The sequence below is a fragment of the Vibrio mangrovi genome (assembly GCF_024346955.1).
In the GTDB taxonomy this organism is placed as follows: Bacteria; Pseudomonadota; Gammaproteobacteria; order Enterobacterales; family Vibrionaceae; genus Vibrio; species Vibrio mangrovi.
In genome coordinates, this window is the sequence record NZ_AP024884.1 from 394,859 (window position 1) to 419,336 (window position 24,478).

A 24,478-nucleotide genomic window follows, 5' to 3' on the forward strand; every position below is an offset into this window, starting at 1 on the left:
TAATTTGATAAAATTTAAAACTGAACACTTCGTATTATATATGATGTGAAAAATGAGAATAGATGACTAAATCTCAGTATTCCAGTTGTAATGAAACAGGTTTGATTTAATTACTGAAATAAATGTTTTACTGATAGGTAACTAGAATTAAATATATTGAAATTTCGGTGTGAGAATATGATTGATAAGGAAGGCTATAGAATGGTATTGATGTATTACCCCAATATATTGATGAGAAATAATATTGGGGTTTAGTGTAAAAAACAAGAAACTGATATTTTTATATCATTCATTTTTCGGTTTAGCAGTTATTTTATCCTGCCGGGAGATAAACTGGATGGGTGTATGCATTTTGCCCTGAATTTTTTTCCCCTGAAGCGCCTGATGAATGAGCCAGACACCCTGATATCCCATCTTAAACGGCAGTTGGATAATATAGCCGTATAGTTTGCCTTTCTTCAGGCTATCAACGATCATCTTTTGTTCATCAAAGCCGATATGGATGATATTTGTCTGCTCCTTATGATTTTCTCTGGCGATCAGAACACCAATAGTCGTGGTATCGTTAGGTGTAAAGATTCCGTCAACCCGCTGAAACTGCTCAAGGAGTTTTCCGGCCTTTGAACGGGCGTCACCTACTTGTGTTCCCAGATAAGTTTCAGCGACGATTTTCAATCCTATCTTTTTGGCCTCATCTGAGAAACCACGTTCTCTGGCATCTGTCGATGCAACGCCTTTCTTCAGTCGGAACAGCAGAATATTACCGTGGTAACCCAGCGCTTCTCCCATTTTCTTTGCAGCAAGTTGTCCCGCTGCATAGTTATCGGTTGTAACTGAGGCCAGCCGTTCTCCTCCGGTATCTCTGTCAATATAAACGGCAGGGATATTTTCACCTTTCAAACGGGCAATATCCTGATTCCTGCTGATGTCTGAAGGTGCGATAACCAAGCCCTGGCAGCGAAACAATTTCATGGTGTTGTCTAATACAAATTTTTGTCCCACAGCATCTGAATCTTCCACTGTGCCTCTGGCGTATACTTTGAGTCCCAGCTCTTTTCCTGCCTGTGTAGCGCCTGCAACAACCTGGGACCAGAACGGACGAGTGACACTGCCGGAAGTGATGACTGTGACACAATTCTCTCTGTCTGCCGGTTCGGGGCTGGCTATAACCGGAAGTGCCAGAGTCAGGATGAGACTGGATAGTAAAATCGATGCAGCTCTGCAATTCATTATCTTCTCCTTCGTAGTCGAGGCACATTTTCAATTATAAGTCTGATTTCATTACTATGAATGAATAAATTCAAACAAATAGCAGTAAAATGTCTTTGGTATTTCAGCCGGACATCAATACTCAGTCAGTTGCATCTCAATAATTCTCAATCCCGGGTGCTATTCAGCCGGTTTTGAACTGCCTGCTCAGGGCCAGTAGCTGTCTTGCGCCGCCTTTCAGCTCTGTTGCTGCACCAGATACCAGTTCAGTATCTTCATAGGCCTGCGTGATTCGGGTTACAGCCAGTTCCATCTCGGTCTGAATATCATTGGCCTGTTGCTGTGTTTGCTGACTGTCGTCCACCCAGCGAGTTATTTTTTCCTGCTGGTTCAGAATCGTTCTGGCACAGTGTTTTAATTGTTCGTAGCCGGTTTGTGAAGCCTGAGTCAGATGAGTCATCTCTTCTACGGAGTTTTCCATCTGAGTACATGCATCGGTAATACTGCCGGTAATACGGGCCAGAGTTTCCTGAATCAGTCCCAGATTTTTCTCGGTATGAACTGACAGTGAACGGACTTCGTCGGCAACAACGGCGAATCCTCGTCCGGCTTCACCAGCCCGGGCGGCTTCGATTGCTGCATTCAGTGCCAGCAGGTTAGTCTGCTCTGCCAGTGAATGGATCATGTCCAGAATGGCATTGATCTCCTTAGTGTCTTCACTGAGTGCTGTCAATTGCTCGGAAAGAGTCAGCTCATTACTCAGGTTACGGTTCACCGCTTGATCCAGACTGGAAAAAGCACTTTCAATATGATTCAGTTCAGCCACGGCATTGGTTAGTTCTTCCGACAGTTGCATACTATTTTGTGCGCTGATAGCCAGTTGACCATACATGGCATCACTCCGGTGGCTGGTGCTGCTGACCTGCTCCTGACTCTTGGTCAGGTTGTGGCGGATATTGTCGGCGTTTTCCGATACCTGATCCGAGAATCTGACATTGTGATTAGCCGCTTCGCTGACCTGAATGATTCCGGCGGAAAAACGGGAAAAAAGCAGGTTCATATCTTCACTGATTGCCCCCAGCTCATTTTTGATATTGCTGTCGAATTTCTGGGTTAAATCAAGATTTTCGGCTGCCGCCGCAAGCTGAGAACGGATTTTTTGCAGGTGATGCAGTAATGGCGTACAGAAAAACCAGAATGCCATTGTTGACAGAGCGAATCCCAGCAGGGCAATCCCTGCATTTGTAATCAGGTAACCATTCAGCGTCTTGTTGATATGGTCAATTGGTACATCAGCTCCGGCAAGATATAATTTACCGGCGGGGGAATGAAACGGAATGAAGACCGAACGGAAATTGCCCTGATTGTCTGCATATTCTTCGAAGGCAATCCGTGGATTCTGAAAAACGTCCAGCAATAGCTCGCTGGCGTCTTCATATTCGCTCATGTAGCGTTCGTAAGAGCCATCGGTGATATTCTCCTCCGGAGCACTGGTAATACTCTGAAATACCTTCCCGTCTTTTTCAACCATGGTATATACATAAGTCATCTGTGCCCGGTCGGCAAACCGGGAAAGTTCTTTCACCCGTTGCAGGTATTCTTCATCACTGACGCTGCTTCTGTCCTGATAGTCGGTGCCGAGAATGGTTGGTAAAGCTGTTGCACTGATCATCAACTGGGAATCAATGCTTTTGAGTAACAGTTCTTTCTCACTACTGTAGGAAAAATAAGTAAAGAAACAACTGATGAGTAGATTGATTAAAACTGCCAACATCAGTAGTTGCAAACGTAGGCTCTGAATATTCATACAAGCTCCATGCAATGAATGGTCAAACTTCCCACAGAGGGAAAGGGTTCGGTGATTATCATGTCTCTGTTCTTTGAGATGATTCGGACATATTTCCTTTGTTGTCAGCCTATTATGGGGTCATTTCTGTCAGAGAAAAGATTTCTATCATGCAAAATGATAAAAAATATATGCAATTATCAGATATGAGTATATATGAATATTTTTTCACCGATACAAACATATGGCAGATACTGTGACTCATATGAAGGCGTGACAGAGCCAGAATGGCTTTCTGAAAAGTCTATTTTTTAACCTGAATGATGTTTTGCAAAATGGGAATTTATTTTCATTTTGCGATTACACTATGTCTGTGTATGCAATAAAACTAAACGCAAAAATATAAAATATATAAAAATCATAAGATTAAATGCAATTAAAAAGTTGGCACGCATTGTGCTTTATGTAGAGTGACCCTTATTAAGCCGAGGGTCACCTAGCCAACTGACGTTGTTAGTGAACCAATTTGTTCATATTGATAGCCAGTCACGATCATTGTGATTGGCTTTTTTTCGTCTCCAGTTTATCCCTCGTTGTTATTATCAATTTCACGTTGATAATTAATCAATGTTCCTCATATTTATTGTTGATTCATTGATGATTAAAGTAACTCCTATCGAAAAGAACAAGACAGAGAGAGTAAGAACATGCTTGTAAATGGTATCTGGACAAAAGACTGGCAGCCGGTTCAGGCGAAAGATGAACAAGGCCGTTTTATCAGACAAACTTCTGGTTTTCGTCACTGGATTACACCGGACGGCGAACCGGGTCCGACCGGTGACGGTGGATTCAAGGCAGAGAAGGGCCGTTACCATCTGTACGTTGCATATATCTGTCCCTGGGCTTCCCGGACTCTGATGGTTCGTGCACTGAAAGGTCTGGAAGACTACATTTCGATCAGTGTGGTTAATCCGGTTATGACTGATCAGGGCTGGCAATTCGGTCATGCAGATGGTGCCGATTTCGATGAACTTAATGGTTGTGATTATCTGCACCAGCTTTATACCAAAGTTGATCCTCAGTATACCGGCAGAGCGACAGTGCCTGTCTTGTGGGATAAGCAGAAACAAGTGATTGTGAGTAATGAGTCGGCTGACATCATCCGGATGCTCAACTCTGCATTTGATCACCTGACCGGTTCTACTGTCGATCTTTATCCTGAACCGTTTCGGGAAGAAATTGAGACACTTAATCAGAGAATCTATCAGCAGTTGAATAATGGTGTGTATCAGGCTGGTTTCGCCAGCAGCCAGTTTGCTTATGAAGAAGCTTATCACAATGTTTTTTCGATGCTGGATGAGTTGGAATCACGTCTTGCAGACGGACGTCCGTTCCTGTTTGGTGATGCTCTGACAGAAACTGATGTGAGAACCTTTGTGACGTTAGTGCGTTTTGATGCTGCCTATCATGGTGTATTCAAGTGTAACCGTAATTTACTGGCACAGATGCCCCATCTTTATGCTTATACCAAACGTATTTATGAGATTGATGGGATTGCAAAAACAGTTCGTATTGATCATATCAAGCAGGGCTATTATTCAATCAAGGCTCTGAACCCCGGCAGAATTATCCCGGTTGGTCCTGACAGTATTTTCTGATGTATTGTATTTCCCGGTTCTGCTGGCAGGTACTGCCAGCAGTTTCCCGGTTAGGAAAAGAGAATGGACAGGCAGAAAGTGACTACATCAATACCGTTGTACAGTCGTTACGCCGGTGGGTTATAGATCAAAATCATAGGGTGTATCAGATTCTAATAGCTCTTTTAAAATAATAAGTCCTCGCATCAGCTGCTCTCTGCTGCCGGGACATCCGAGCGATATCCTTACCGCAGGCGTTACTTTCCCTGCCGGTAAGGTAAAATGTTCCGCTGATTTTACCGTAACTCCTTTTTGTTCTGCGGCATGAATGAAATCACTGAGGCGCCAGGTATCGGGCAAAGAGAGCCATAAATGGAATCCGCCTTGTTGGTATTGTGGTTTCAGTGGCTGCAATTCATCCAACGCCATCTGTGACCTTCGGATAGTTTCATACCTTATTGCGTCTAAAATCTGATCTAAGCTCTTGGAGCAGATCAATTCACAGATAAGCCCTGACAGTAACGGACTTAGCATCCAGCTATGGTCTTTTAAACTCATTTTTAAACGTGAATATAATCTTTGGGGTGGCTGTATATAACCGACCCTGAGCCCTGGGGCAAAACACTTCGAGAAAGAACCTAAATGCAGAACCCATTCCGAATCCAAGTTGACTAAAGGTTCCGGTGGATTATCAGGGAGTAATCCATTCACATCATCCTCAATAATGAGGACATTATATTTTTTACAGATAGCGACGACTTCTTTGCGACGAAGTGCCGGCATTACCGATGTTGTCGGATTCTGTAGGGTCGGCATTAAATAAAGGAAACGGGGTTGATAATGCTGACATGCGGCATCCAGTGACTCCGGAACAACACCATCTTCATCAATCTCGACACCTCTCAGGTTCAGTTTTTTATGCCTTGCCAGACTGAACAACCCGGGATATGTCAGTTTCTCGGTTAAAATCGTATCTCCGGTATCTGTCAGCGCGTCAAAGATCATTTGTACACCGTGTTGTACGCCAGAGGTCAGTAGCAGTTTATCTTTATCTATATTCCGGCCATGTGACTGTAACCATTGAGCGATGATTTTACGATGTGATTCAATCCCTTCCGGTTGCTGATAAGCTAAAAACTCATTAAATGACAGTGAGGCTCCCGACAGAACATGCATCGCTTGTTTGATTTTGTCACTCTGACCAACTAACGGTGGCATGTTGTAGCCAAAATTACATGTGGTCGGTTGTTCATCAGCACTGCACTGAAATTCCCAGTATCCTTTCTGTTTATCGGTGACATAAGTTCCTGCACCTACTCTGGCTTCAACCAAGCCACGGCGTTCTGCCTCTGTATAGGCCCGGGTAATAGTTCCGACCGTCACATTCAATTGATCGGCTAATGCTCTGTGGGTCGGCAGTTTTTCATTGGGTTTGAGTAATCCCTGCTCAATTTGGGTTGATAGCTGATCCGCAATCTGTTTATAAATTGCTCTTGAATCGTCTTTTGATATTTCCATTCTTATCATTGTCATGGTGACAATAAACCTTTTGTACGGATATTGATCTATTGATACCATAAATTGTACGTTAATTAAATCAATTCAGGTGTAATTTACGATAATTGTATCGGTACAATATGAGGTTTTACGATGGAAAGTTTAAAGCATCATCCCATATCTTTGTTTGAAGTACTCAAAGCAAAATCAACGATATCCCGGTATCTGTCACCGTCTCCGTTAATCCGGTATGAAAATCTCAGTCGAACTCTGAATTGTCATCTGTACATCAAGCATGAAAACTATAACCCGACGGGAAGTTTTAAAATTCGTGGGGGAATCAACATCATGTCTCACATAAAGGACAGACAAATCAAAGGAGTGGTTACCTTTTCTACGGGGAATCACGGGTTATCTGTCGGTACGTCAGCAAAACAATTTAATATTCCATCAATCATTGTCGTGCCGAATGAGACCAATCCCGCCAAAATACAATTGATTAAAGACACAGGAGCTAACGTTATCGAAGCCGGGAATAATTTTGATGAAGCAGCGCAGGTTGTGACTGCACTCAATGAAGAAAAAGGATATTACTATGTTCACCCGGCCAATGAGCCGTTACTGATCAATGGCATAGGAACAGAATTTCTAGAGATTATTGAAACACTGCCTGATATTGATGCCATCATTCTTCCTCTTGGCGGGGGCAGTGAAGTCGCCGCTACTGTGACAACCCTGAAAATTCTGAAACCGGAAATTGAAATCTACGCTGTTCAGGCCAGAGCATCCTGTGCTGCTTACTCTTCATGGAAGAATAGAGAAATATGTATGCGGAATAACGGAACTTTTGCTGGCGGGCTTGCGACAGGAGCCGGTTATGAAACCACATTTAATCTCTATAAAGATGCTTTAGCGGATTTCATTTTACTGGATGAAGCAGAAATACTGCGGGGGATTGCATTAGCTGCACACTATACACACAACATGGTTGAAGGCGCAGGAAGTTCAACGTTGATGGCTGCCTGGAAACTGAAGGAACGTCTGGCCGGAAAAAATGTGGTATTACAATTCAGTGGAGCTAACGCATCTGCTGCTGAAATAAAAGCAGCATATCGTTTACCGGCACTGGAAACCGGTGAATTCAGTAATACGCTTCAGAGATGAAGTTTTCTGTTGTCCATTGTTTACTGACATCTATTCTTGCTGCGATTTCACAGGAAATTGCAGCACAAATCCCACTTTATGCCATGATCTGACACAGATCAAAGATATGTCGAAGAAATATTTTTTCCCGGAACCCATCCTGAAAATGCCGCCACACATCAGTGAATCATTTATTCAGCGTCATCGGAGCAGAGGCTCTGAGCAGGGCTGTTGAACTGTAATATGGCCGCTTCCGGTATTGAAGTGGCGATGCATTATACAGATGACACCGTCTTATCTAACCGTGTATTTCATATACGCGAAGTGCCAGCGACGATGGTTTTCCGTAAGTTTATGCCCCGGCTGCATCATCCCGACAACCGTGAGCAGAACTATGCGGTCATTAAAAAATAATGTCGGCACCTGACTGGCAATGTCAGTCATGGTCGTTAGATATCCAGGAGACGATTAATGAGAACGCATTTTCACAATTCCGGTCCGGTGCATGCTGTATCCCAACAGAGTCAGCAGCCAAAAGCATCGATCATGCAGGGAACATCTTCCCCGCAGCAAAAATCAGTGACTTCATTGAATCAACACGGGCAGACAAGCCGTTCAATACCGAAAGTTCACCAGCAGGAAACGGATGCGACCGGCGCTTCACCGAAGAAGCACAGTCACAGAGCATTGAGCCTGAAAGGTATCAGAGAGCGGTTGTTTCACCGTTCTCAGAATCACGTCAGCCAGAGCAAAAATAATCCCGCAACAATGGAAGGCCGTACGGATCGTCATACTTCTGCCAATTTTTTACATACCAAATTGGGAACGATTGCAGAAAGTAATCAAGAAGTTGGTGAGACTGATGCTGAAGTTGCATCCGGTGCATCACAAAAAAATACTAGCCCAGTAAAAACGGGCCTCTTGGTTGCAGATGAAACTGAACACACAAGCGAAATTACTGAGCATGAACCGGTAAGTGAGCAGTTTAAGGAACGTTTGCAATCAACCCGGCTGAAAGCGGTTAAACCAACCGCAGAAACGCATGTAGCAACGGATTCAGCTCTGAATGAAAGCGGGACGGCGGCAGAGCAGAAACCACCTGTCAGTTATATTGCCGGGCCGGATAGTGCTTTCTATTTTGTGAACCATCAGGGGGATGTGTTTCATTTTGACCCCGGTACCGGGGATATTCTGAAAAGTGGGCTGACGGATGTGGATCAAATCTCTTTAGGTGCAGATGGGCATATTTATGCCCGTTCTGGTGACCAGATGGCGATGCTGGACAAAAACGGCATGCCGGCCGGCATTGTCAACGGTGAAACTTCGATACAGTCGCTGGATGTTCCGGGAGGAGTACAGGATTTTTCGGTCTCCGGTTCGAAAGATCGGATGTATATACTCAATGCTAGCGGAGAACTGTTCCTGAAACACACTACCCCGGAGAACAGTTCGTCAGAAGGTAAGGCTGCTGCGCAGACGAATACGGTGGCATTACCGATTGAATTGATGTCCAGCGAGCCCCGTTCGGTTGCCAGTTCTGCTGATGGTTCGTTATGGATGATGGATGCCGGTGGTTCGGTCTGGCATGGCACTCCTGAAGAGACGCATGAGCATACGGAAAATAGTCAGACTGGCGGTGAACTGAAATGGCAGAAATTACCGGCAGCTTCACAACGTCTGACCCGGCTCGATACATTACCGGACGGTTCGGTCGCCGGGAAAGATCTGGATGGTGGGCTGCACCGTTTTGAGGGAACTGCCGGCTGGCAGAAAGTATCGATGGCTGAGGTTAATCAGCCGACGTTCGAGCGTTTACACGGCGCACTGCCAAAACAGGGGAAAGGAGAACTGATTACTTTCCTTGGCGGGGTTGCAACAATTCGTGAAGCATCCTCCAATCCGCTGAAACATCCGATAGATGCGCTGGGCAGAGTTGCGAAAGGGATTGCGACAACCTACCGGGATCTGAAGCATTTTGACTACAGCAAGCAGCAACAGAATCCGGTGGTCAGATATGATGCTCAGGTTGAATCGTTCTGGAAACTGCTCTCTCCGGAGAATATGCCGACTTTTGATCTTCAGGCTCTGGGCTCACAGGACAATGTTCAGGACTTTCTGCACAAAGTGGACAATGAGCTCGGGCATGAGATTCAGCAGCATACCAAAGCGGTGCTGGATCACCTTGAATCTGAACTGGAAGACCCGAAACAGAAGCAAGCATTCAGCCGTCCGAAAGGCGCATCTCAGGAAGATAATGTGCTTAGCCGCCTGAAAAATGCCCGGGAGATGGTCTATGGTGAACAGGATGAGCTGGTACAGAAACTGGATCAGATGATCTCAAAGGGTACTTTCGTTCCGATGGATTCGGCCCGCTACCGGGGAGTGATGGCGAGTCTGGTTACGGATCATGCGATTCTGGTCGATCTGCCGCATAAGACACTCAACAAAGGTGAATCTCTGGAAACTGCCCTGATCGATGCGAAAGAGCTTCGTCAGCAGGCATTACCGAATCTGGTGGCGAAATCAGGGATTGAGAATACTGATCCGATGGGCCATGCCGCGAAAGGGTTTGATGCGATGCAGGCCATTCTTCGCCAGGAAAACGATATGCTGCCGAGGATGATGAAGAAATATGCACCGGCAATGGGCTGGAAGCAGGATCGTAATCCAACCATGGCTGAAGCTTCGGAACTTTTCGGGCGTCTGGCGCATACCATGAAGCCCGGAGACAGTATTAGTCTGGGAAAATCCACTGATAATGGTTTTAACACCGAAAACTTCCGGGTGGTTGTGTCCGGTGCTTTTGCCAAGCTGACTGCCGGGATTCTCGCCGCCTGGGTTGTGCCGATTCTTGATGTCGGTAAAACCAAAGGGGTCGGCCTGAATATCACTAAGACTGAAGATGGTCTGAAGTTTGAGATGAATCGTTCTGATGGTGCCTATGGACAGGTTGGTGCACGAACTGGTGTCGGGTTTGTCCATACACCTGAAATTATCCCGAAAGAACACGGCGGAACCTGGCTGTTCAACGGCTGGGAGATTGCGGCTAAAGGGAAGAAAACCGACACGGTTAATGACAGCATTGCTTTTACCATTAAGGATGACGGAAAAGGTAATCTGAACCGGGTTCTGGGAGATGTAATCTCCGGGCAGGCGGATCTCTTTGATCTGATGCGTCAGTCGGAAGAGGTGAACTCTGCTCATGGTCAGGGTAGAAACTGGAATCTGGGCATCGGTAATGTTCTGGTTGGAGCCGGCGGAACAGAACAACCGGGTTGGGGCGCACTGAATGCGCCTAAAATTCCGGGGACAGTCGGTAAAGTTCTTGGTGCGGTTGTACCTGAGCTGGCACTGGATTTTGGCAGTAAGTCATCGGAAACCACATCGACCAGCAGCTCCGGGCAGAAAACAGTGAATACGACGCATCAGGGATTCGGGTTGCAGGGTGTCCGTGGAAACCTGATTGGTGTCGGGGTGCTGGAAAGTGATTATCTGAAAGTGCCGCTCCCCGGCGACATGATGCTTGGTAGTGACGAAGGAAGTCCGGGACTGACCGGAAGAATGGGGATTCCCAGCTTTTTACCGGGAGCGATTCTGGGGAAAAGTTTCGACCGACTGGCACCGACCAGTAAATCAGTAACTGTGACGACGACCAGTGCGGGAGAACCGGAAAATATCGAGGTCAGTCTGTCAATTAACCGTACCAGTAAGTTGCTGAAAAAACTGGATAAGGACGGAACATTACAACAGCAGATTCCGGGTCTGAAACCCGCCATGGATCAATTGATGGCCCAGCAGGGCAAATCGGGTCTGAATTTCAACCGGCCGGTCTCGGTAAGTATGGAACTGAAACCGGAAGTCCGTGCCAGAATTGAGGCTGAAACACCTCAGGGGGGAAAAGAGCGTCTTGAGGCGTTGAAAAGTGCTGCCAAAGACCTGCATAACTTCCGTCTTAAAGGCATGGATGTTTCTCATGGCAACGAAGCGAAGAAAGCCAGTTCTCTGGTCATTCCGGCCAGAACCCGGGCAGTGAGTGCTTCTATGAGTGCGACTACACCATTTGCCAATGTGCAGATGATCTATGATCGGGACAGTATTGTCGCACATGGTGAATCACTGATTCAGTCGATCGGTTCTTACGATGACGGTGCATGGGGAACGTCAGCCCGTAAGTCTCGCCTGACGCGGCTGGTCAGCCAGCTCGACAACATGGTCGATGCACTCGGGAAAGAACCGCAAGTCTGGGAACGTGGGGACAGTCTGAAACAGGACTATCAGAGTGAGCGCAATCAGTTGAAAGACACATTTACCCAGAAAGTCCGGACGTTGATGACAGATACAACAACACCGGAGCAGGTTAAATCGGTCATTGATGACTTCCGGGAGCTTTCGGTGCAACTGGATGGTTTAAAAGCACGTTATGGTATTGAATCTCATCAGAGTCCGGGAGTGAAAACCAGCGGCCCGCTATTTGATAAACCCGATGTCGGTAAACTCAATCATCTGGATCAGGGATTACAGCCGAAAGATGACATGCTCTGGACCAAAGCGATCACGGTGATTGATGAACTGGCAGCGATGGACCTGTCTTCAGTCAAAGCGAAGAAACTGGGCAAGAAAACTTCAGTAGCTCAGGACAAAGTGGATCAGGTGAAACGCTATGTGAATGCTGTTGCTGACGCTAAGCCTGACTTCAAACAGGATCTGTTTGCCCGGCTAGATCTGCTGGCGGCAAGACCAACCAGCCGGGCTTTACTGGCTGACGTCAAACGAATGCTGGTGAAGATGAATACGCCAGAGTAAGTCCTGAATCAGACGGGCAATTTCGCCCGTCTGACCTTACGATTGTTTGTGTCCGGTTATCTTATTGAAATATTTTTGTTATATCGGAACCAAGCGCTTTGATAACTCACTCAAAAAGAGATATCTAAGTTACATGACTTTTGACGTGATTTGGGTATCGGGATTATCTCCTTGCTCTGTGAGATATAAATCGTCAGACAAGGATGAAAATGAAAGCATCAGTCCGGAGATAAAAATGGATACGGTGAATCACGCCCACGCCTTTAGCTTTAAAAATTTTACCGAGTTTCAGCATGAAGCATCGCATCTGAATACCAATGCATTATTACGTCAGGGGCACATGAATATCGGTGGTACACGATATAATGTCTCTCTCGTTGATGACAAAATATCCGTTGCGAAGGATCCTCAGGTACAGTCCAAAATGAAGCGTTTCTTCAATGGTGCTTCAGGCTTTTTCAAACAACACCTTGGTGACAGCTCATCATCGAACCGTAGTGGCCGGATTGCCGATTCGCTGAACTACCGGCGTTCGGTAGAAATGAAAAGCGCGCAGTTTTCACCGTCCTCTTCACAGCACTCATCTTCACAGTACTCATCCCGTCCGGGCTCCGGAGCGTCGAGTCCGTCTTCGTCCGGGTATTTTTCCGCCGGGGCTTCTTCATTCGGTTCGGCCTCATCGGGGCGGGTGACACCAGAAAGTAGTCCGTCCCGGCCTGCTCATTCACAGGCACAATCCAGACCTCAGGTGAACAGTGGGTATCAGACAAGCAGTGGCTCCCAGACAAATAGCGGGCAGAAGCTGAATTTTGATGACTTCATGCGGATGGAAGAAGATCGGGCCGAACAGGCAAATGAATATCCCAGTGAAGCTTTGGCCCGGGCTGACTACGAACGTTATCGTCGTCAGAATCAGCCGGCTTCAGCTCAACAGACAAAGCCCGGGCCGACACAGGGATTTTCCCGCCCGGACAGCCCGACACATGATCTCAATCATTTCATGAAAGCAGAAGAAGCGCGTGCGGACTATTACGGAGAAGTTCCTAACCGGGCCGATGCAGAAGCCGTTTATCAACAGCAGGCTTCGCACCGACCTTCATCCGGCTCCGGCCATGGAATACTTCGCCCCGGCATGGGAGACCGTCCGATGAAAACCCGGCCGGAAACTACCGGTGGCAGAGAAGAACTGCAACGTGCCGATTATTACGGGCATTCGGCCAGTCTGAGTAAGTGGGATCGAATCATGATGGAAGCTGAGTCTTCTTCCGGTACTAGCGGGCTTTCGCGTCATCAGTCAGCACCGTCCGTTTTGCAGACAGAAACGGCAGCACCACATAAGCCGGGACGCCGGGAACAGATCTATAACTCGATTCAGGGAAACATTGAACGTTTACCGCGGCATGAGCAGAAGATCCCTAAAGAAACGCTGAATGTGTTTGCGCAAATGCAGCCGAATCTGACTCATAAAAGTCAGCGTGAAGTCCTGACTCATATCAGCGATGCAATGAAATTACCGACCGCTCAGCGTAACGAGCAACTGAAAAATCTACAGCAAGTGTTACAGGATTCTCTTACAGGAGGACGTCGATAATGGATCCTTTTATTCAGACTCTGTTTTTGGATGTATTCAAAAAAATGGAAATAGATGTGCCGGCAGGAATGACGGAGTTTCGTCTGGTCGTTGATGAAGAGCATCCGATTTTTCTGCGTTATGACGCACGAACTGAGCGAATTATGATTCTTGGTATGCTGGATATTGATGAGCGTACAGATAAAACGACGCTTTACCGACGGCTGCTGAATGCCGGACTGAATCCACTTTTAGGTCAGGAGCCGGGAGTTGGTATTGATGAAAAATCGGGATGCTGTTTTTCCTATCTGACCTTATCGCGGCAGGCAGTCAATGCGGAACTGGTCTGTCATGAGATTGGCCGACTGGTCGAATGGGGGAAACGAATCCTCGTCGCGTAAACTATGCATACAATCGTGGTCTTTGCTCAGATATCAGCTTTACTTCCTGAGTAAAGATCTATGAATTTATCATCCTCATTCCCGTGTATGCAGTCATCATCTATCTCTGTGGAATGGGGGATCACTGATTTATCCGGACCATAAAATTACGCTTATGCCTATCTCTCATTCCACAACTCATGCTTCCGGGCATATTCCTGATTCTCCCCGAAGTATTGCCAGTGACGACTCCTTTTACTCTGCTGATGAGCATCTGTCTGCTGAAGGTGAATGGAATCGGCCTGATCCCGAATTAGCCCGGTTAGCCGAAACAACAGGACAGAATCATGTCTCCCGGACACAACTGACCCATTATGCTGCTCAGGTTGATATTCCACAGTCACATGAACCGACAGAAATCCCCCGCTTGCAGGGACAGACATTTCCTTTACAGCGACAGACATTTCCTTTACAGAGACAGACAGTACAAAACGGAGACGGAACGACAAACCATCCGGCTGCTTTAGAAACCTCATTGCAGGAATGGATGCATTCATCCGATCATGGGGATTGGGCGGGAAGAGAAGCGATCAGTCATCATATCCGGCGTTATCACCACCAGCCGACGGAAAACAGAGAACTGTCTCTGGCACATATTGACAGTGGTGGTTCATTACCGGAAGTGTTTCATCTGCTGCCTCCGATTGCCGGAATACGTATGTCAAACTGTGAATTACAGACGGTTCCCGAAACACTGATGGCTCAGGAAGATATGGAACGTCTGTCGGTTGCTGCTAATGATCTGACGGAACTACCGTCTTCCATCGATCGGCTGCGCTCTCTGAATGTGTTGATTGCCGAGGAAAACAGGCTCAACCGGTTGCCGGATGAACTTGGTTCTCTGAATCAGTTACAGCGGTTATATCTGGCAAATAATTTCCTGACAACTGTTCCTGATTCGATGAGCATGATGGAGAGTCTGGAAACACTGGAACTGAACGGGAACCGGCTCGAATCTCTTCCTGAGGGAATGTTCGGACGGATGCACCAACTGACAATGCTTGATCTTTCGGACAATAGCTTATCGGAAATCCCGGAAAGTATCTGGCGGTTGCCGCCCGGATGTCATGTCGACCTGAGCGGTAATCCATTATCGCAACATGCATTGCAGGAACTGGAAAACCGGGGATTACAACCGTTATTTGTGATGCCGGAGCATTCTGCATCACAGGAAACACTGGCTCAGGCATTGCAGCGGCAGATGCCGGCGCTGGATACCGACGCGCTACAACGCTGGAATACGCTGGCAGAGAGTGATCCGCAGACTCAGGGTTTTCAGCAATGGCTGGATCGGCTACCGGAGACGGCTGAGTTCCGTAGTGATGGTGCCCGGGATGTGTTGATGCAGCGTATTTTCCGTTTACTGGATGCGATGACGGAAGATCCGAATCTGCGTGAAATCTGTTGTCAGTGTGCCGATGATGCGATTGCGACTTGTGAAGACCGGGTCATTCTCGGTTTAAATGATATGGAACTGGCTCATCTCAACCATCGTGCCAAAACGGAAAACTGGGATAGTGCCCGACTGCTGCACTATGGCAAAGGCATGATGAAGATGGAAATGCTCAATGATATTGCCCGGGAAACCAATGCGATGCATACGGCTATTCCATATCTCACACAGCTTGAACGTCTGGCTGGTGATTTCAGTGAAGCCAGTGATCGTACATACCGGCCGCCACCCATGGATATTTATTATCCGGTAATGATCGAAGCCAGAGCCGAACGAGCCCTGAGAACGATCGAGCAGATCGTGAAATCGGTCGATGAAGATTATGATGCCGGTCCGTTACCCGGATTATCGGATCCGATTCCCGGACCAGTCGAGCTGGTCGCCGGAATCCGGCTCCGTACTGCACGGGCAGAGCAGGCGATTGAACACTTTTTCCAGTTGGGCCGTTCCGATTCTGATTCGGATACAGAAGAGATGGAATATACCGCTGTTGATGAGCGTGACCCGGTAACTGATGAGGCTGTGGAAGTAAATCTGGCTTATCAGCTGGTATTAAAAGATCGGCTGGATTTACCGGTTGAAACGCAACAGATGCGTTATGCTGCGTGTGCCGACCTTTCTCCGCAAGATATTGATCTGGCAGAAGAGCAGATTAATGAACAGATGGAAGATACTTCCCGGCAGCAACTGTATCTGAGTCAGTGGGAACCGATGCAGGCTTATCTGCAACGGGAACATCATGACGAGTGGCAACAGCTCAATGATGATTTTTCCGGGCAAATGGAGGCGCTGTTTAATGACGGTCCGGCTCCGGGAGAAAAAGAAGGTGAATGGAAAGTGCGTCTGGAGCAGGTCAGTTCCGGACGGGAAAGTGCAATTGCGGCATTTTATCAGCGTCATACGGCAACATTACTGGGGATGAGTGAATAGATCATGTTACATCATCAGCAGATACGCAGCATGATTGAACGTCAGCTGTCTCATCCCGGCCTGTTTGATTCAAGCGGTAAAGCCTGTTATCAGAACCCGGATGGTCACGGCTGTTTTTTGTGGATTCCTGAAGGAGAGCCGGTTATTTATATTTATGGCTGTCTGCTTGATATCGAACCCAGAGTTGACGGACAGTTGCTGGCTCATGCATTAGCACTCAATCTTGAACGGGAAATGAGTGGTTCAGGGGCGATTGCGCTGAATACGCAGACTCACCAACTGGTTTTCCGGATGACTTATCCGGTGCAGAGGGATACGAATATCACACCGCTGATCACGCAGTTTCTGAACCGGCTGGTACAACTACGTCAGGAATTGCAACAAGGCAGAGGCGGGCGTGGAAAACCTTCTTCCGGCAGAGAGCGACAGACTGTTCCGGTATTTTTACAATCCGGCTCTTTGGCATGGTTGCACCAGACTGACTGATGGTTCATGAGCCGAATCGCAGCGTATCAGTCAGTTGCCGGGTAATTTCATCAATAAATACCCGGAGGCGGGCAGGCATATAGTTGGTCTGGGCATACTGCATCACAATCGCGCCGTGATAACTGCTTTTGATCGTCCAGTCCGGTAATAAGCGGACAATCTCACCGTTTGCCAGTGCTTCCCGTACTACAAAATCATGAAAAATACCGATTCCCAGCCCATGTTTGACACCATTAAGCCGCATTTGGGAATGGTTGACGGCATAGCGTCCGGTGACGCTTATCGTATGTGTTTCCCGTTCATGCATAAACGTCCAGATATTGTCTTTATTGTGCTCGGCAAGGTAGAGGCAGTCGTGGTGTTTCAGCTCAACCGGGTGGCAGGGTTTGCCACGTTCAGCCAGATAAGCCGGGCTGGCACACAAAACCAGATTGGTTTTACCAATCTCTTTCATCACCAGATTTTCATCCGGTTTATCGGTTAAACGAATTGCAATATCGATATTGTTTTTAAACAGATCGATGTGTCCGTCCACAGAGCGCAGACGGAGCTGAATATCCGGATACTGTTTGAGAAAAGGAACCACCAGTGGTTGCAGCACTGAATTCAGAAATGCTTCCGGAGCGGCGACAGTTAGCGTACCGGAAGGGTGGATATGTTCTGAGGTTGAGAGATCGACGGCTTGCTGGGCTGCTTTCATCATCACCAGACACTGGTCATAAATCTGCTGACCAGACGGCGTAATCACCAGTTTTCGTGTCGTTCTTTCCAGCAGTTTGACATGCAGGGACTGCTCCAGTCTGGTGACCAGTTTACTCAGTGCTGACGGCGTTACGCCCAGTTTACCGGCCGCAGCAGTAAAGCTGCCTTCGTTCACAATCAGAATAAAGGTGGCCAGATCCGGCAGTAAGCTGATTAGTTGTGTCTGAAGCATCGAAATTGGTTATCTCATCAAAAAGTTTCTGCGCCTATCATACCGGAGATAAAACAATATACCTAAATGACTTCAGGATGCGGCTTCTTACGATTGATCTGGCAGCAGCGCGACGTGATCGGTTATAAGTCGGTGAGCCTTTTATGCTAGACTGCCGTTTGCTTATTAACATGTAGATAAATTCGGGATGGTCATGAAAAAAATCGCGACACTGGGGCCGGCGGGAACATTTTCAGAAACGGCGACTCTTCAATATATCGCCGTACAGCAGGAGCAATACGCTCTGGAATATTTCCCGTCGATCGAACGGGCGCTTGATGCTGTCGGTACACTTTGTGATATTGGTGTGTTGCCGATTGAAAACTTTTCGGAAGGTTTTATTCCTTCGGTACTCGATCAACTGATTCATGCGGAGTTAAAAGTCATCGGTGAGGTGATTTTACCGATTCGTTTCTCTTGCATCAGTACTGCTGAACTTTCTACAGTTGAACAACTGTTTGTTCAGTTTGTCGCCAAAGGGCAGTGCAGCCGTTTTATCGAATCTCTGGGTGATATCCGGATTGTTTTAACCGAGAGTAATACTGAATCGCTGGTGCGAGCCGGTGAAGCTTCACAGGCCAGTGCCGCCATTGTTCCGGCTGATGTCAGTCATGGTGACTTTGCAGCGGTGGTTGAAAATGTCAATGATTACGAAAACAATCAGACTCGTTTTCTGGTCTTTGCGGCACAGGACTATCCGGAGTCTTATCATCCGGAAGGTGCATATAAAACCAGCCTGATTGTTGTCGATGAGCACGATCATCCCGGTTTTCTCGGCGAGATTCTGACTTCCTTTTCCCGGCGGAAAATTAATCTGACGTCGATTATCTCAAGGCCAACCTGTACTCACTTCGGCAAGTATCATTTCTTCATCGATCTGGACGGACATATCCGTGATGATGAAGTTGCTGCTGCGCTGGCAGAAATTGGTGAGATCAGCAGAGTGAAATACCTGGGATCTTATCTGAAAGCCGGTGCCGAAGAATAATATCAGTCAAAGTAATGAAACGATCAGATAATGGCTGCGATAGGTATAATTATAAAATCAGGGCCTTACTGTCACGTAAAGCCCTGTGTGTCGTCCGCCTTGTCAGATTTAATGGAATATCCGACGGCTGAAATTACATGACTTACTGTTGCTCATCAGTTGTTCGAATGCGGTTTTATCCAGTTTCAGCAACGTTTCGTGGTCACCGGCTTCCAGATAAACATCATCCAGATCAGCAAGAGAAGTATCACAAACGACCGACATGTGGTAAGCACTTCCGACAGGAGGTATAGCGCCGTTTTCGCAGTCGCGGAATAGCTGATAGACTTCCTGTTCTTTCACCAAATGATAGCTTGCCTGTAACTCTTCATTGAGGGCTGCCAGACTGATCTTTTTGTTGGAAGGAAGTACAGCCATTAAATGCCGTCCTTCGTGATCTTCCAGAATGATCCCTTTGGCCAGGCTCATTGGAGGTACATTCGCCGTCACTGCACTGTGCAGTGAACTCTGGCTGTGGCTATGATTGAGTGTCTGATAAGGAATATGGTGCTCAGTCAGATAATGCTCTAATCGAGTTGCAATGGTCATACGAACCTCCGCATGCTACATACTCTTCTTGAGTATAGCGGAAGAGTCACCAATATACCTGAATGTTACCTGAAGGAGTCCTGCTCCGCGATCAAACCCGTTCAGACTGAACGCAGCTCGACCGTGACTAACGATTCAGAATCCCCAGCATTTTTAATTTACGGTAAATCGTATTACGGCTGATACCCAGCAGCCGGGAAGTCTGGCTAATGTTTCCCTGAGTGGCCTGATAAGTCTGTAGCAACCGGCTTTCTACCGTGGTTTTTAAATCCGGAACATGCTGTTCTTCCCGCCCGGAATTTTCTACCGGTTGCCGGTGATCGTTCTCAAGTGGCGGAGATTGTGCCATCAAAGATTTCACGACATGGCCGGGAATGTGCGCCAGCTTCAGCCGGGGCTCGTCACTGGCGAGCAGTGAAGCAACTTTGAGCATATTGTCTAGCTCACGGATATTGCCCGGCCAGGTGTAAGATTGCAGGACACTGAGGAGTTGTGGGCAGATTTGCTGCTGACTCAGGCGATATTTGTGATGGATATGTTCGATCAGCCGGGCTTTATCCAACCGTTCCCGTAGCGCCGGGAGTTCGATTAGCAGTCCGTTCAGACGGTAGTAGAGATCCTGACGGAACCGGCCGGATTCCACCTCTGCGGTTAAGTTTTTATGGGTCGCAGCAATGACCTGAATATCAACCCGCTCAGTCTGGTTTGAACCGACCGGGATGACTTCTTTTTCCTGTAAGACATGCAGTAAACGGCACTGGGCATCGAGCGGCATATCAGCGATTTCATCCAGAAACAGAATCCCCTGATTCGCCTGACGGATTTTACCCTGATAGCCTTTAGGGCTGGCTCCGGTGAACGCGCCGGCAACATAGCCGAATAGTTCTGATTCAAGCAGCTCTTTGGGAATCGCGCCACAATTGACGATGACTAACGGACGATGTTTGCGTGAGCTGTGTTGATGCAGAGCTTTGACAAACTCATTCTTACCGACGCCGGTTTCTCCCAGAATCAACAACGGAATATCTTTATCAATGAGTTTATTGGCCTGTTGCCATGCCTGTTCAATCCGGTGATCACCGAAATGGAGCTCACAGGACGCAGAAAAAGCACTGGATTTTTTTCTTGCTGGCAGAAGTGTGTGTTTTTCAAAAACCAGCTCACGGTTTTGTTCCTGAAGCAGATGATCGACTGACAGGCCAATAATACTAGGGCGTTCGAGTAACTGAAATGCGATATGGTTATGCGCCAGTATCTTGCCTGATTCGTCGGCAACCAATACGCCCTGCCAGCCACTATTGAGCAGGTCTTTTTCACAGGCAAGGTTGATTTTCACAGCACTATCGGGAATGTCGCACAGCAGATGATTTTCGACCAGCTGGACCATGTTCTGAACCAGTATCTGGGTTGAGAGATCGTGTTGCTGCTGCTCACTGGTAATATCCAGAATACCGATGAGTTCACCATGATGGCTAAAAACCGGACTGGCAGAGCAACTGATGAACTGGTGCTGATGAATATAGTGTTGTTTGCCGATAATGGTCAGCGGTCTGGATTCGATAATCGCCGTCCCAATCGCGTTGGTTCCTTTGAGCGTTTCCTGCCAGCAGGCTCCGTTGTCCAGTGCAATCTGTGTCAGACGCTCTTTAAAGCGCGGCTGTCCCCAACTTGCCAGAATTACCCCATCTTTATCGGTCAGGATCAGGCGACTGTCGCTATGGGCAAACATTTGATTGAACAGGGGAACTGCGTAGGTTTCTACCGCCTGAATCAGAGGATTGACAGACCATTTTCGTTCTTTCAGCTCAGCCCGGGACATCATGAAATGTTCGGGAAGCCGACGTTGTTTTAAACCAGCCTGACTACATCTGTCCCAGGATGATGTCAGCCAGTCTCCGGCAGGAAATTGGACATGTTGCATGGTTGTTCCACTCTTTCACATGAACAGTGTGCCATTCTGGAACACTTGAACAATCTGGAGAGAATCATCGGGTTATCCCGACCCCATTGATTAGAATTGTTATTGTTTGTTAATCATAATGTTACACCATGGTAACAACAAGGTTTTCTACTCTGGCCTGTGATTTGCGTTACACAGAAAAATAACAGGAGAAAAACAACTCCTGAACAATGCAATAAGAAACAACAGCATATACCCAAAATAAACGTGAAACACAAGCCAGAAGGAACGACATATGATTTATGCTCAACCCGGAACTGAAGGTGCAATTGTCAACTTTAAGTCACATTACGATAACTATATTGGCGGTCAGTGGGTTAAACCGGTTGGCGGAACCTACTTTGAAAATATCTCTCCGGTGAACGGAAAGCCTTACTGCCAGGTTGCACGTTCAGCAGAAGCGGATATCAACCTTGCTTTGGATGCGGCGCATGAAATTCGTGCGCAGTGGGCTGCGACTCCGGTAGCTGAACGCTCCAACATTTTACTGAAAATTGCGGACCGCATCGAAGCTCATCTTGAAGAGCTGGCGGTTGCTGAAGCGTGGGAAAACGGAAAACCGGTTCGTGAAACACTGGCGGCGGATCTGCCGCTGGTGGTGGATCATTTCCGTTATTTTGCCGGTTGTATCCGCGCTCAGGAAGGATCAGCTGCAGAGCTGGACGCCACGACGGCAAGCTATCATTTCCCGGAACCGATCGGCGTGGTGGGGCAGATCATTCCGTGGAATTTCCCGATGCTGATGGCTGCCTGGAAACTGGCGCCGGCTCTGGCGGCTGGTTGTTGTGTGGTATTAAAACCTGCAGAACAGACACCAACGTCTATACTGGTACTGATGGAGAAAATAGGCGACCTCCTTCCCCCGGGTGTCGTGAATGTAGTCAATGGATATGGCGCGGAAGCCGGACAGGCGCTGGCGGTCAGTAACCGGATTGCAAAACTGGCCTTTACCGGTTCAACTCAGGTGGGTAATCATATTCTGAAATGTGCAGCCGACAATCTGATTCCGTCCACGGTTGAACTGGGCGGGAAGTCACCGAATATCTATTTCTCCGATATTTTCGATTATGAAGATGAGTACCTGGATAAATGTGTTGAAGGCATCCTGCTGGGATTCTTCAATCAGGGCGAAGTGTGTACCTGTCCGTCCCGGGTGCTGGTGCATGAATCGGTCTACGAACGGTTTATCGCCAAGGTGGTCGAGCGGGCGAAGACCATTAAGCAGGGAAATCCGCTGGATACCGAAACTCAGGTCGGTTCACAGGTTTCACAGGAGCAGTTCGATAAGATCCTGAGCTATCTTGAGATCGGTCGTAATGAAGGTGCTGAAGTGTTGTGTGGCGGGGAAGTTTCTCAACAGAGCGGTGATATGGCGAATGGTTACTATATTCAGCCGACTATGCTGTTTGGTCACAACAAAATGCGGGTGTTTCAGGAAGAGATTTTTGGCCCTGTGATTGCGATTACCACCTTCAAAGATGAAGCTGAAGCGCTGGCGATTGCTAATGATACCGAATATGGTCTGGGTGCCGGTGTGTGGACTCGCGATACCAATCTGGCGTACCGCATGGCACGTCATATTGAAGCCGGCCGGGTGTGGGTCAACTGTTACCACGCGTATCCGGCACATGCCGCATTCGGTGGGTATAAAAAATCAGGCATTGGCCGGGAAACACACAAAATGATGCTCGGTCACTATCAGAATACGAAGAATGTACTGGTGAGTTACAGTACCAACCCGCTGGGATTCTTCTAAGTTTGGTCCTCCGCTTCACGTAAGATGTCGTGAAGCCCATTGTGCTGGAATCCATGGAAGGTTCAGCACGCTTACGCAGCGCCTCTTGATTTCAGAGGCGCTCTTTTATTCTGATAGGTTTGTTGTTTGTCAGGATTTACTAATTAATGATAGATACTGGAGTTAGAAAGGATTACCGCCATTGATAGGGATAGATACATTAAACAATCCATCATTAGGTCTGAAATAATATCCGTTGGCAACAATTTTTACTTGTCCCTGATAACCACTGGCAGTATGTGCTTCAATTGTGCCAAAACCCTCCAGAGCACTTTCCGAGTTTGGGATTGTACAAAAATGGCTTGTTGCCAGTGCGGGTAAAGTATATGCCTCTCCGAGCGCTGCCATATAATGAAGATCGGATATGTTCGCAGTATATTCTTCACCATTATAATTATATAGGTGAACCGTAACATCAGCGGGTACGGCTGAAGTATTTGAAACTGTGAAACATGAGCGGCCTATTGAATCCGTATACCAAGCGGGAATATTTGCGGTACCTGCGAAAGCCGGAAGAGCGATACAAGATAAAATACTGGAAACGATCAATTTTTTCATATTCTTCATCTCTATTTTCGTTGTTATGTTGATTAAGTGATCTGATTTTATTAGTGGAATAACGCACTGGAGTCGGTTGCTTGCAACCATTCTATTATTTCTCTTTTAAAATCAGAATCTAATCTTAATCAATATATCACTGATTGTATAGAAAGAAGATGATATCCGGGGTGAAAATATTGATGGTAACTATGACGTCTGTTCTGGTAATACTACTGGTTATTAAACTCTTACTTTACTGACCGCTGATGAAATAAGTACGTTACAACCAAGCCAGCCCCAGTAAATCCGATGCCGGGAAATTTTACCGTCCGTGACTTCCATTACTTCAAGAATGTCTATCTGTTCTCCGTCTGGTGTTTCTCTCGGATATTCCCAAATCAGAGTGTTACCGTCGGTAAAATATTTTCCGGTGCGATACCATCGAACAAGATCATTCGGGCGTCTTCTGGTGCCTTCCTGAAGAAACCGGAGTATTTCATTACGCCCGTGAAGCACGCCTGACTTTTGGTCAAGAATTGCCGGAACTAACGGACTCTCGAAAGTCGCATGATCAGCATAAAGATCAATGAGCGCTTCTACATCCCGGTTGCGGGCAAAATCGTGCCACTGTTCATAGAGATTATTTATTTCGTCTGTCATTTCTGTTCCTGTGGGTTGAT

18 protein-coding genes are annotated in these 24,478 nt (G+C 47.1%); 10 read left to right on the forward strand and 8 right to left on the reverse strand.

Annotation, left to right across the window (positions count from 1 at the left end):
- Positions 1–285 precede the first annotated feature (285 nt).
- Both OCU74_RS18020 and OCU74_RS18025 read right to left on the reverse strand, forming a co-directional pair.
- On the reverse strand, positions 286–1,230 hold the full coding sequence (locus OCU74_RS18020) for a substrate-binding domain-containing protein (RefSeq protein WP_087480980.1): 945 nt from the start codon (positions 1,228–1,230) through the stop codon (positions 286–288).
- 163 nt (positions 1,231–1,393) lie between these two features.
- Positions 1,394–3,016 (reverse strand): methyl-accepting chemotaxis protein, encoded by a 1,623-nt coding sequence (locus OCU74_RS18025; RefSeq protein ID WP_087480979.1) that lies wholly within the window; start codon positions 3,014–3,016, stop codon positions 1,394–1,396.
- Positions 3,017–3,702: 686 nt separating this feature from the next.
- Here OCU74_RS18025 and OCU74_RS18030 point away from each other — a divergent pair.
- Complete coding sequence (locus OCU74_RS18030; protein ID WP_087480978.1) at positions 3,703–4,653, forward strand: glutathione S-transferase family protein; 951 nt, start codon at positions 3,703–3,705, stop codon at positions 4,651–4,653.
- Between the two features lie 120 nt (positions 4,654–4,773).
- Here OCU74_RS18030 and OCU74_RS18035 read toward each other — a convergent pair whose 3' ends face one another.
- Positions 4,774–6,165 (reverse strand): aminotransferase-like domain-containing protein, encoded by a 1,392-nt coding sequence (locus OCU74_RS18035; RefSeq protein WP_087480977.1) that lies wholly within the window; start codon positions 6,163–6,165, stop codon positions 4,774–4,776.
- A gap of 117 nt (positions 6,166–6,282) precedes the next feature.
- On the opposite strand from OCU74_RS18035, the gene OCU74_RS18040 reads away from it, so the two are divergent.
- From OCU74_RS18040 to OCU74_RS18070, 7 genes are all read left to right on the forward strand, one after another.
- Positions 6,283–7,293 carry a threonine ammonia-lyase gene (locus OCU74_RS18040; RefSeq protein ID WP_087480976.1) on the forward strand — a complete coding sequence of 337 codons (1,011 nt, stop codon included), beginning with the start codon at positions 6,283–6,285 and terminating at the stop codon, positions 7,291–7,293.
- A gap of 210 nt (positions 7,294–7,503) precedes the next feature.
- Positions 7,504–7,686: a hypothetical protein gene (locus tag OCU74_RS18045; RefSeq protein WP_143693192.1), complete on the forward strand. Its 183-nt coding sequence runs from the start codon at positions 7,504–7,506 to the stop codon at positions 7,684–7,686.
- Between the two features lie 57 nt (positions 7,687–7,743).
- Positions 7,744–12,075, forward strand: coding sequence for a hypothetical protein (locus OCU74_RS18050; RefSeq protein WP_087480975.1), 4,332 nt, complete (start codon positions 7,744–7,746; stop codon positions 12,073–12,075).
- Positions 12,076–12,310: 235 nt separating this feature from the next.
- Entirely contained in the window at positions 12,311–13,666 is a 1,356-nt protein-coding gene (locus OCU74_RS18055; RefSeq protein WP_087480974.1) for a hypothetical protein, read from the forward strand.
- Complete coding sequence (locus tag OCU74_RS18060; RefSeq protein ID WP_087480973.1) at positions 13,666–14,046, forward strand: type III secretion system chaperone family protein; 381 nt, start codon at positions 13,666–13,668, stop codon at positions 14,044–14,046. The genes OCU74_RS18055 and OCU74_RS18060 overlap by 1 nt, the downstream gene beginning before the upstream one ends.
- 154 nt (positions 14,047–14,200) lie before the next feature.
- Positions 14,201–16,468: an NEL-type E3 ubiquitin ligase domain-containing protein gene (locus OCU74_RS18065; RefSeq protein WP_087480972.1), complete on the forward strand. Its 2,268-nt coding sequence runs from the start codon at positions 14,201–14,203 to the stop codon at positions 16,466–16,468.
- A 3-nt stretch (positions 16,469–16,471) separates the two neighbouring features.
- A complete protein-coding gene (locus tag OCU74_RS18070; RefSeq protein WP_087480971.1) occupies positions 16,472–16,954 on the forward strand; it encodes a CesT family type III secretion system chaperone in 483 nt (160 codons plus the stop codon).
- Between the two features lie 4 nt (positions 16,955–16,958).
- Here OCU74_RS18070 and OCU74_RS18075 read toward each other — a convergent pair whose 3' ends face one another.
- Positions 16,959–17,888 (reverse strand): LysR family transcriptional regulator, encoded by a 930-nt coding sequence (locus OCU74_RS18075; protein WP_087480970.1) that lies wholly within the window; start codon positions 17,886–17,888, stop codon positions 16,959–16,961.
- A 193-nt stretch (positions 17,889–18,081) separates the two neighbouring features.
- On the opposite strand from OCU74_RS18075, the gene OCU74_RS18080 reads away from it, so the two are divergent.
- Positions 18,082–18,915 carry a prephenate dehydratase gene (locus OCU74_RS18080; protein ID WP_087480969.1) on the forward strand — a complete coding sequence of 278 codons (834 nt, stop codon included), beginning with the start codon at positions 18,082–18,084 and terminating at the stop codon, positions 18,913–18,915.
- A 108-nt stretch (positions 18,916–19,023) separates the two neighbouring features.
- Here OCU74_RS18080 and OCU74_RS18085 read toward each other — a convergent pair whose 3' ends face one another.
- On the reverse strand, positions 19,024–19,503 hold the full coding sequence (locus OCU74_RS18085; RefSeq protein ID WP_087480968.1) for an aminoacyl-tRNA deacylase: 480 nt from the start codon (positions 19,501–19,503) through the stop codon (positions 19,024–19,026).
- A 127-nt stretch (positions 19,504–19,630) separates the two neighbouring features.
- Positions 19,631–21,424, reverse strand: a complete 1,794-nt coding sequence (locus OCU74_RS18090) for a sigma-54-dependent Fis family transcriptional regulator (RefSeq protein WP_087480967.1) — start codon at positions 21,422–21,424, stop codon at positions 19,631–19,633.
- 274 nt (positions 21,425–21,698) lie between these two features.
- Between OCU74_RS18090 and exaC the strand changes: the two genes are divergently transcribed.
- Positions 21,699–23,219, forward strand: a complete 1,521-nt coding sequence (gene exaC / locus OCU74_RS18095) for an acetaldehyde dehydrogenase ExaC (protein WP_087480966.1) — start codon at positions 21,699–21,701, stop codon at positions 23,217–23,219.
- A gap of 162 nt (positions 23,220–23,381) precedes the next feature.
- Here exaC and OCU74_RS18100 read toward each other — a convergent pair whose 3' ends face one another.
- Together OCU74_RS18100 and OCU74_RS18105 are read right to left on the reverse strand one after the other, a co-directional pair.
- Positions 23,382–23,816 carry a hypothetical protein gene (locus OCU74_RS18100; RefSeq protein WP_087480965.1) on the reverse strand — a complete coding sequence of 145 codons (435 nt, stop codon included), beginning with the start codon at positions 23,814–23,816 and terminating at the stop codon, positions 23,382–23,384.
- A gap of 222 nt (positions 23,817–24,038) precedes the next feature.
- Positions 24,039–24,458 (reverse strand): nuclear transport factor 2 family protein, encoded by a 420-nt coding sequence (locus tag OCU74_RS18105; protein ID WP_087480964.1) that lies wholly within the window; start codon positions 24,456–24,458, stop codon positions 24,039–24,041.
- Between the last annotated feature and the right edge of the window lie 20 nt (positions 24,459–24,478).

Excerpts from the sequence above, each read along its gene's own strand:
- OCU74_RS18020 (WP_087480980.1), bottom strand. The coding sequence starts at position 1,230 with ATGAATTGCAGAGCTGCATCGATTTTACTATCCAGTCTCATCCTGACT.
- OCU74_RS18025 (WP_087480979.1), bottom strand. The coding sequence starts at position 3,016 with ATGAATATTCAGAGCCTACGTTTGCAACTACTGATGTTGGCAGTTTTA.
- OCU74_RS18030 (WP_087480978.1), top strand. The coding sequence starts at position 3,703 with ATGCTTGTAAATGGTATCTGGACAAAAGACTGGCAGCCGGTTCAGGCG.
- OCU74_RS18035 (WP_087480977.1), bottom strand. The coding sequence starts at position 6,165 with ATGACAATGATAAGAATGGAAATATCAAAAGACGATTCAAGAGCAATT.
- OCU74_RS18040 (WP_087480976.1), top strand. The coding sequence starts at position 6,283 with ATGGAAAGTTTAAAGCATCATCCCATATCTTTGTTTGAAGTACTCAAA.
- OCU74_RS18050 (WP_087480975.1), top strand. The coding sequence starts at position 7,744 with ATGAGAACGCATTTTCACAATTCCGGTCCGGTGCATGCTGTATCCCAA.
- OCU74_RS18055 (WP_087480974.1), top strand. The coding sequence starts at position 12,311 with ATGGATACGGTGAATCACGCCCACGCCTTTAGCTTTAAAAATTTTACC.
- OCU74_RS18060 (WP_087480973.1), top strand. The coding sequence starts at position 13,666 with ATGGATCCTTTTATTCAGACTCTGTTTTTGGATGTATTCAAAAAAATG.
- OCU74_RS18065 (WP_087480972.1), top strand. The coding sequence starts at position 14,201 with ATGCCTATCTCTCATTCCACAACTCATGCTTCCGGGCATATTCCTGAT.
- OCU74_RS18070 (WP_087480971.1), top strand. The coding sequence starts at position 16,472 with ATGTTACATCATCAGCAGATACGCAGCATGATTGAACGTCAGCTGTCT.
- OCU74_RS18075 (WP_087480970.1), bottom strand. The coding sequence starts at position 17,888 with ATGCTTCAGACACAACTAATCAGCTTACTGCCGGATCTGGCCACCTTT.
- OCU74_RS18080 (WP_087480969.1), top strand. The coding sequence starts at position 18,082 with ATGAAAAAAATCGCGACACTGGGGCCGGCGGGAACATTTTCAGAAACG.
- OCU74_RS18085 (WP_087480968.1), bottom strand. The coding sequence starts at position 19,503 with ATGACCATTGCAACTCGATTAGAGCATTATCTGACTGAGCACCATATT.
- OCU74_RS18090 (WP_087480967.1), bottom strand. The coding sequence starts at position 21,424 with ATGCAACATGTCCAATTTCCTGCCGGAGACTGGCTGACATCATCCTGG.
- exaC (WP_087480966.1), top strand. The coding sequence starts at position 21,699 with ATGATTTATGCTCAACCCGGAACTGAAGGTGCAATTGTCAACTTTAAG.
- OCU74_RS18100 (WP_087480965.1), bottom strand. The coding sequence starts at position 23,816 with ATGAAAAAATTGATCGTTTCCAGTATTTTATCTTGTATCGCTCTTCCG.
- OCU74_RS18105 (WP_087480964.1), bottom strand. The coding sequence starts at position 24,458 with ATGACAGACGAAATAAATAATCTCTATGAACAGTGGCACGATTTTGCC.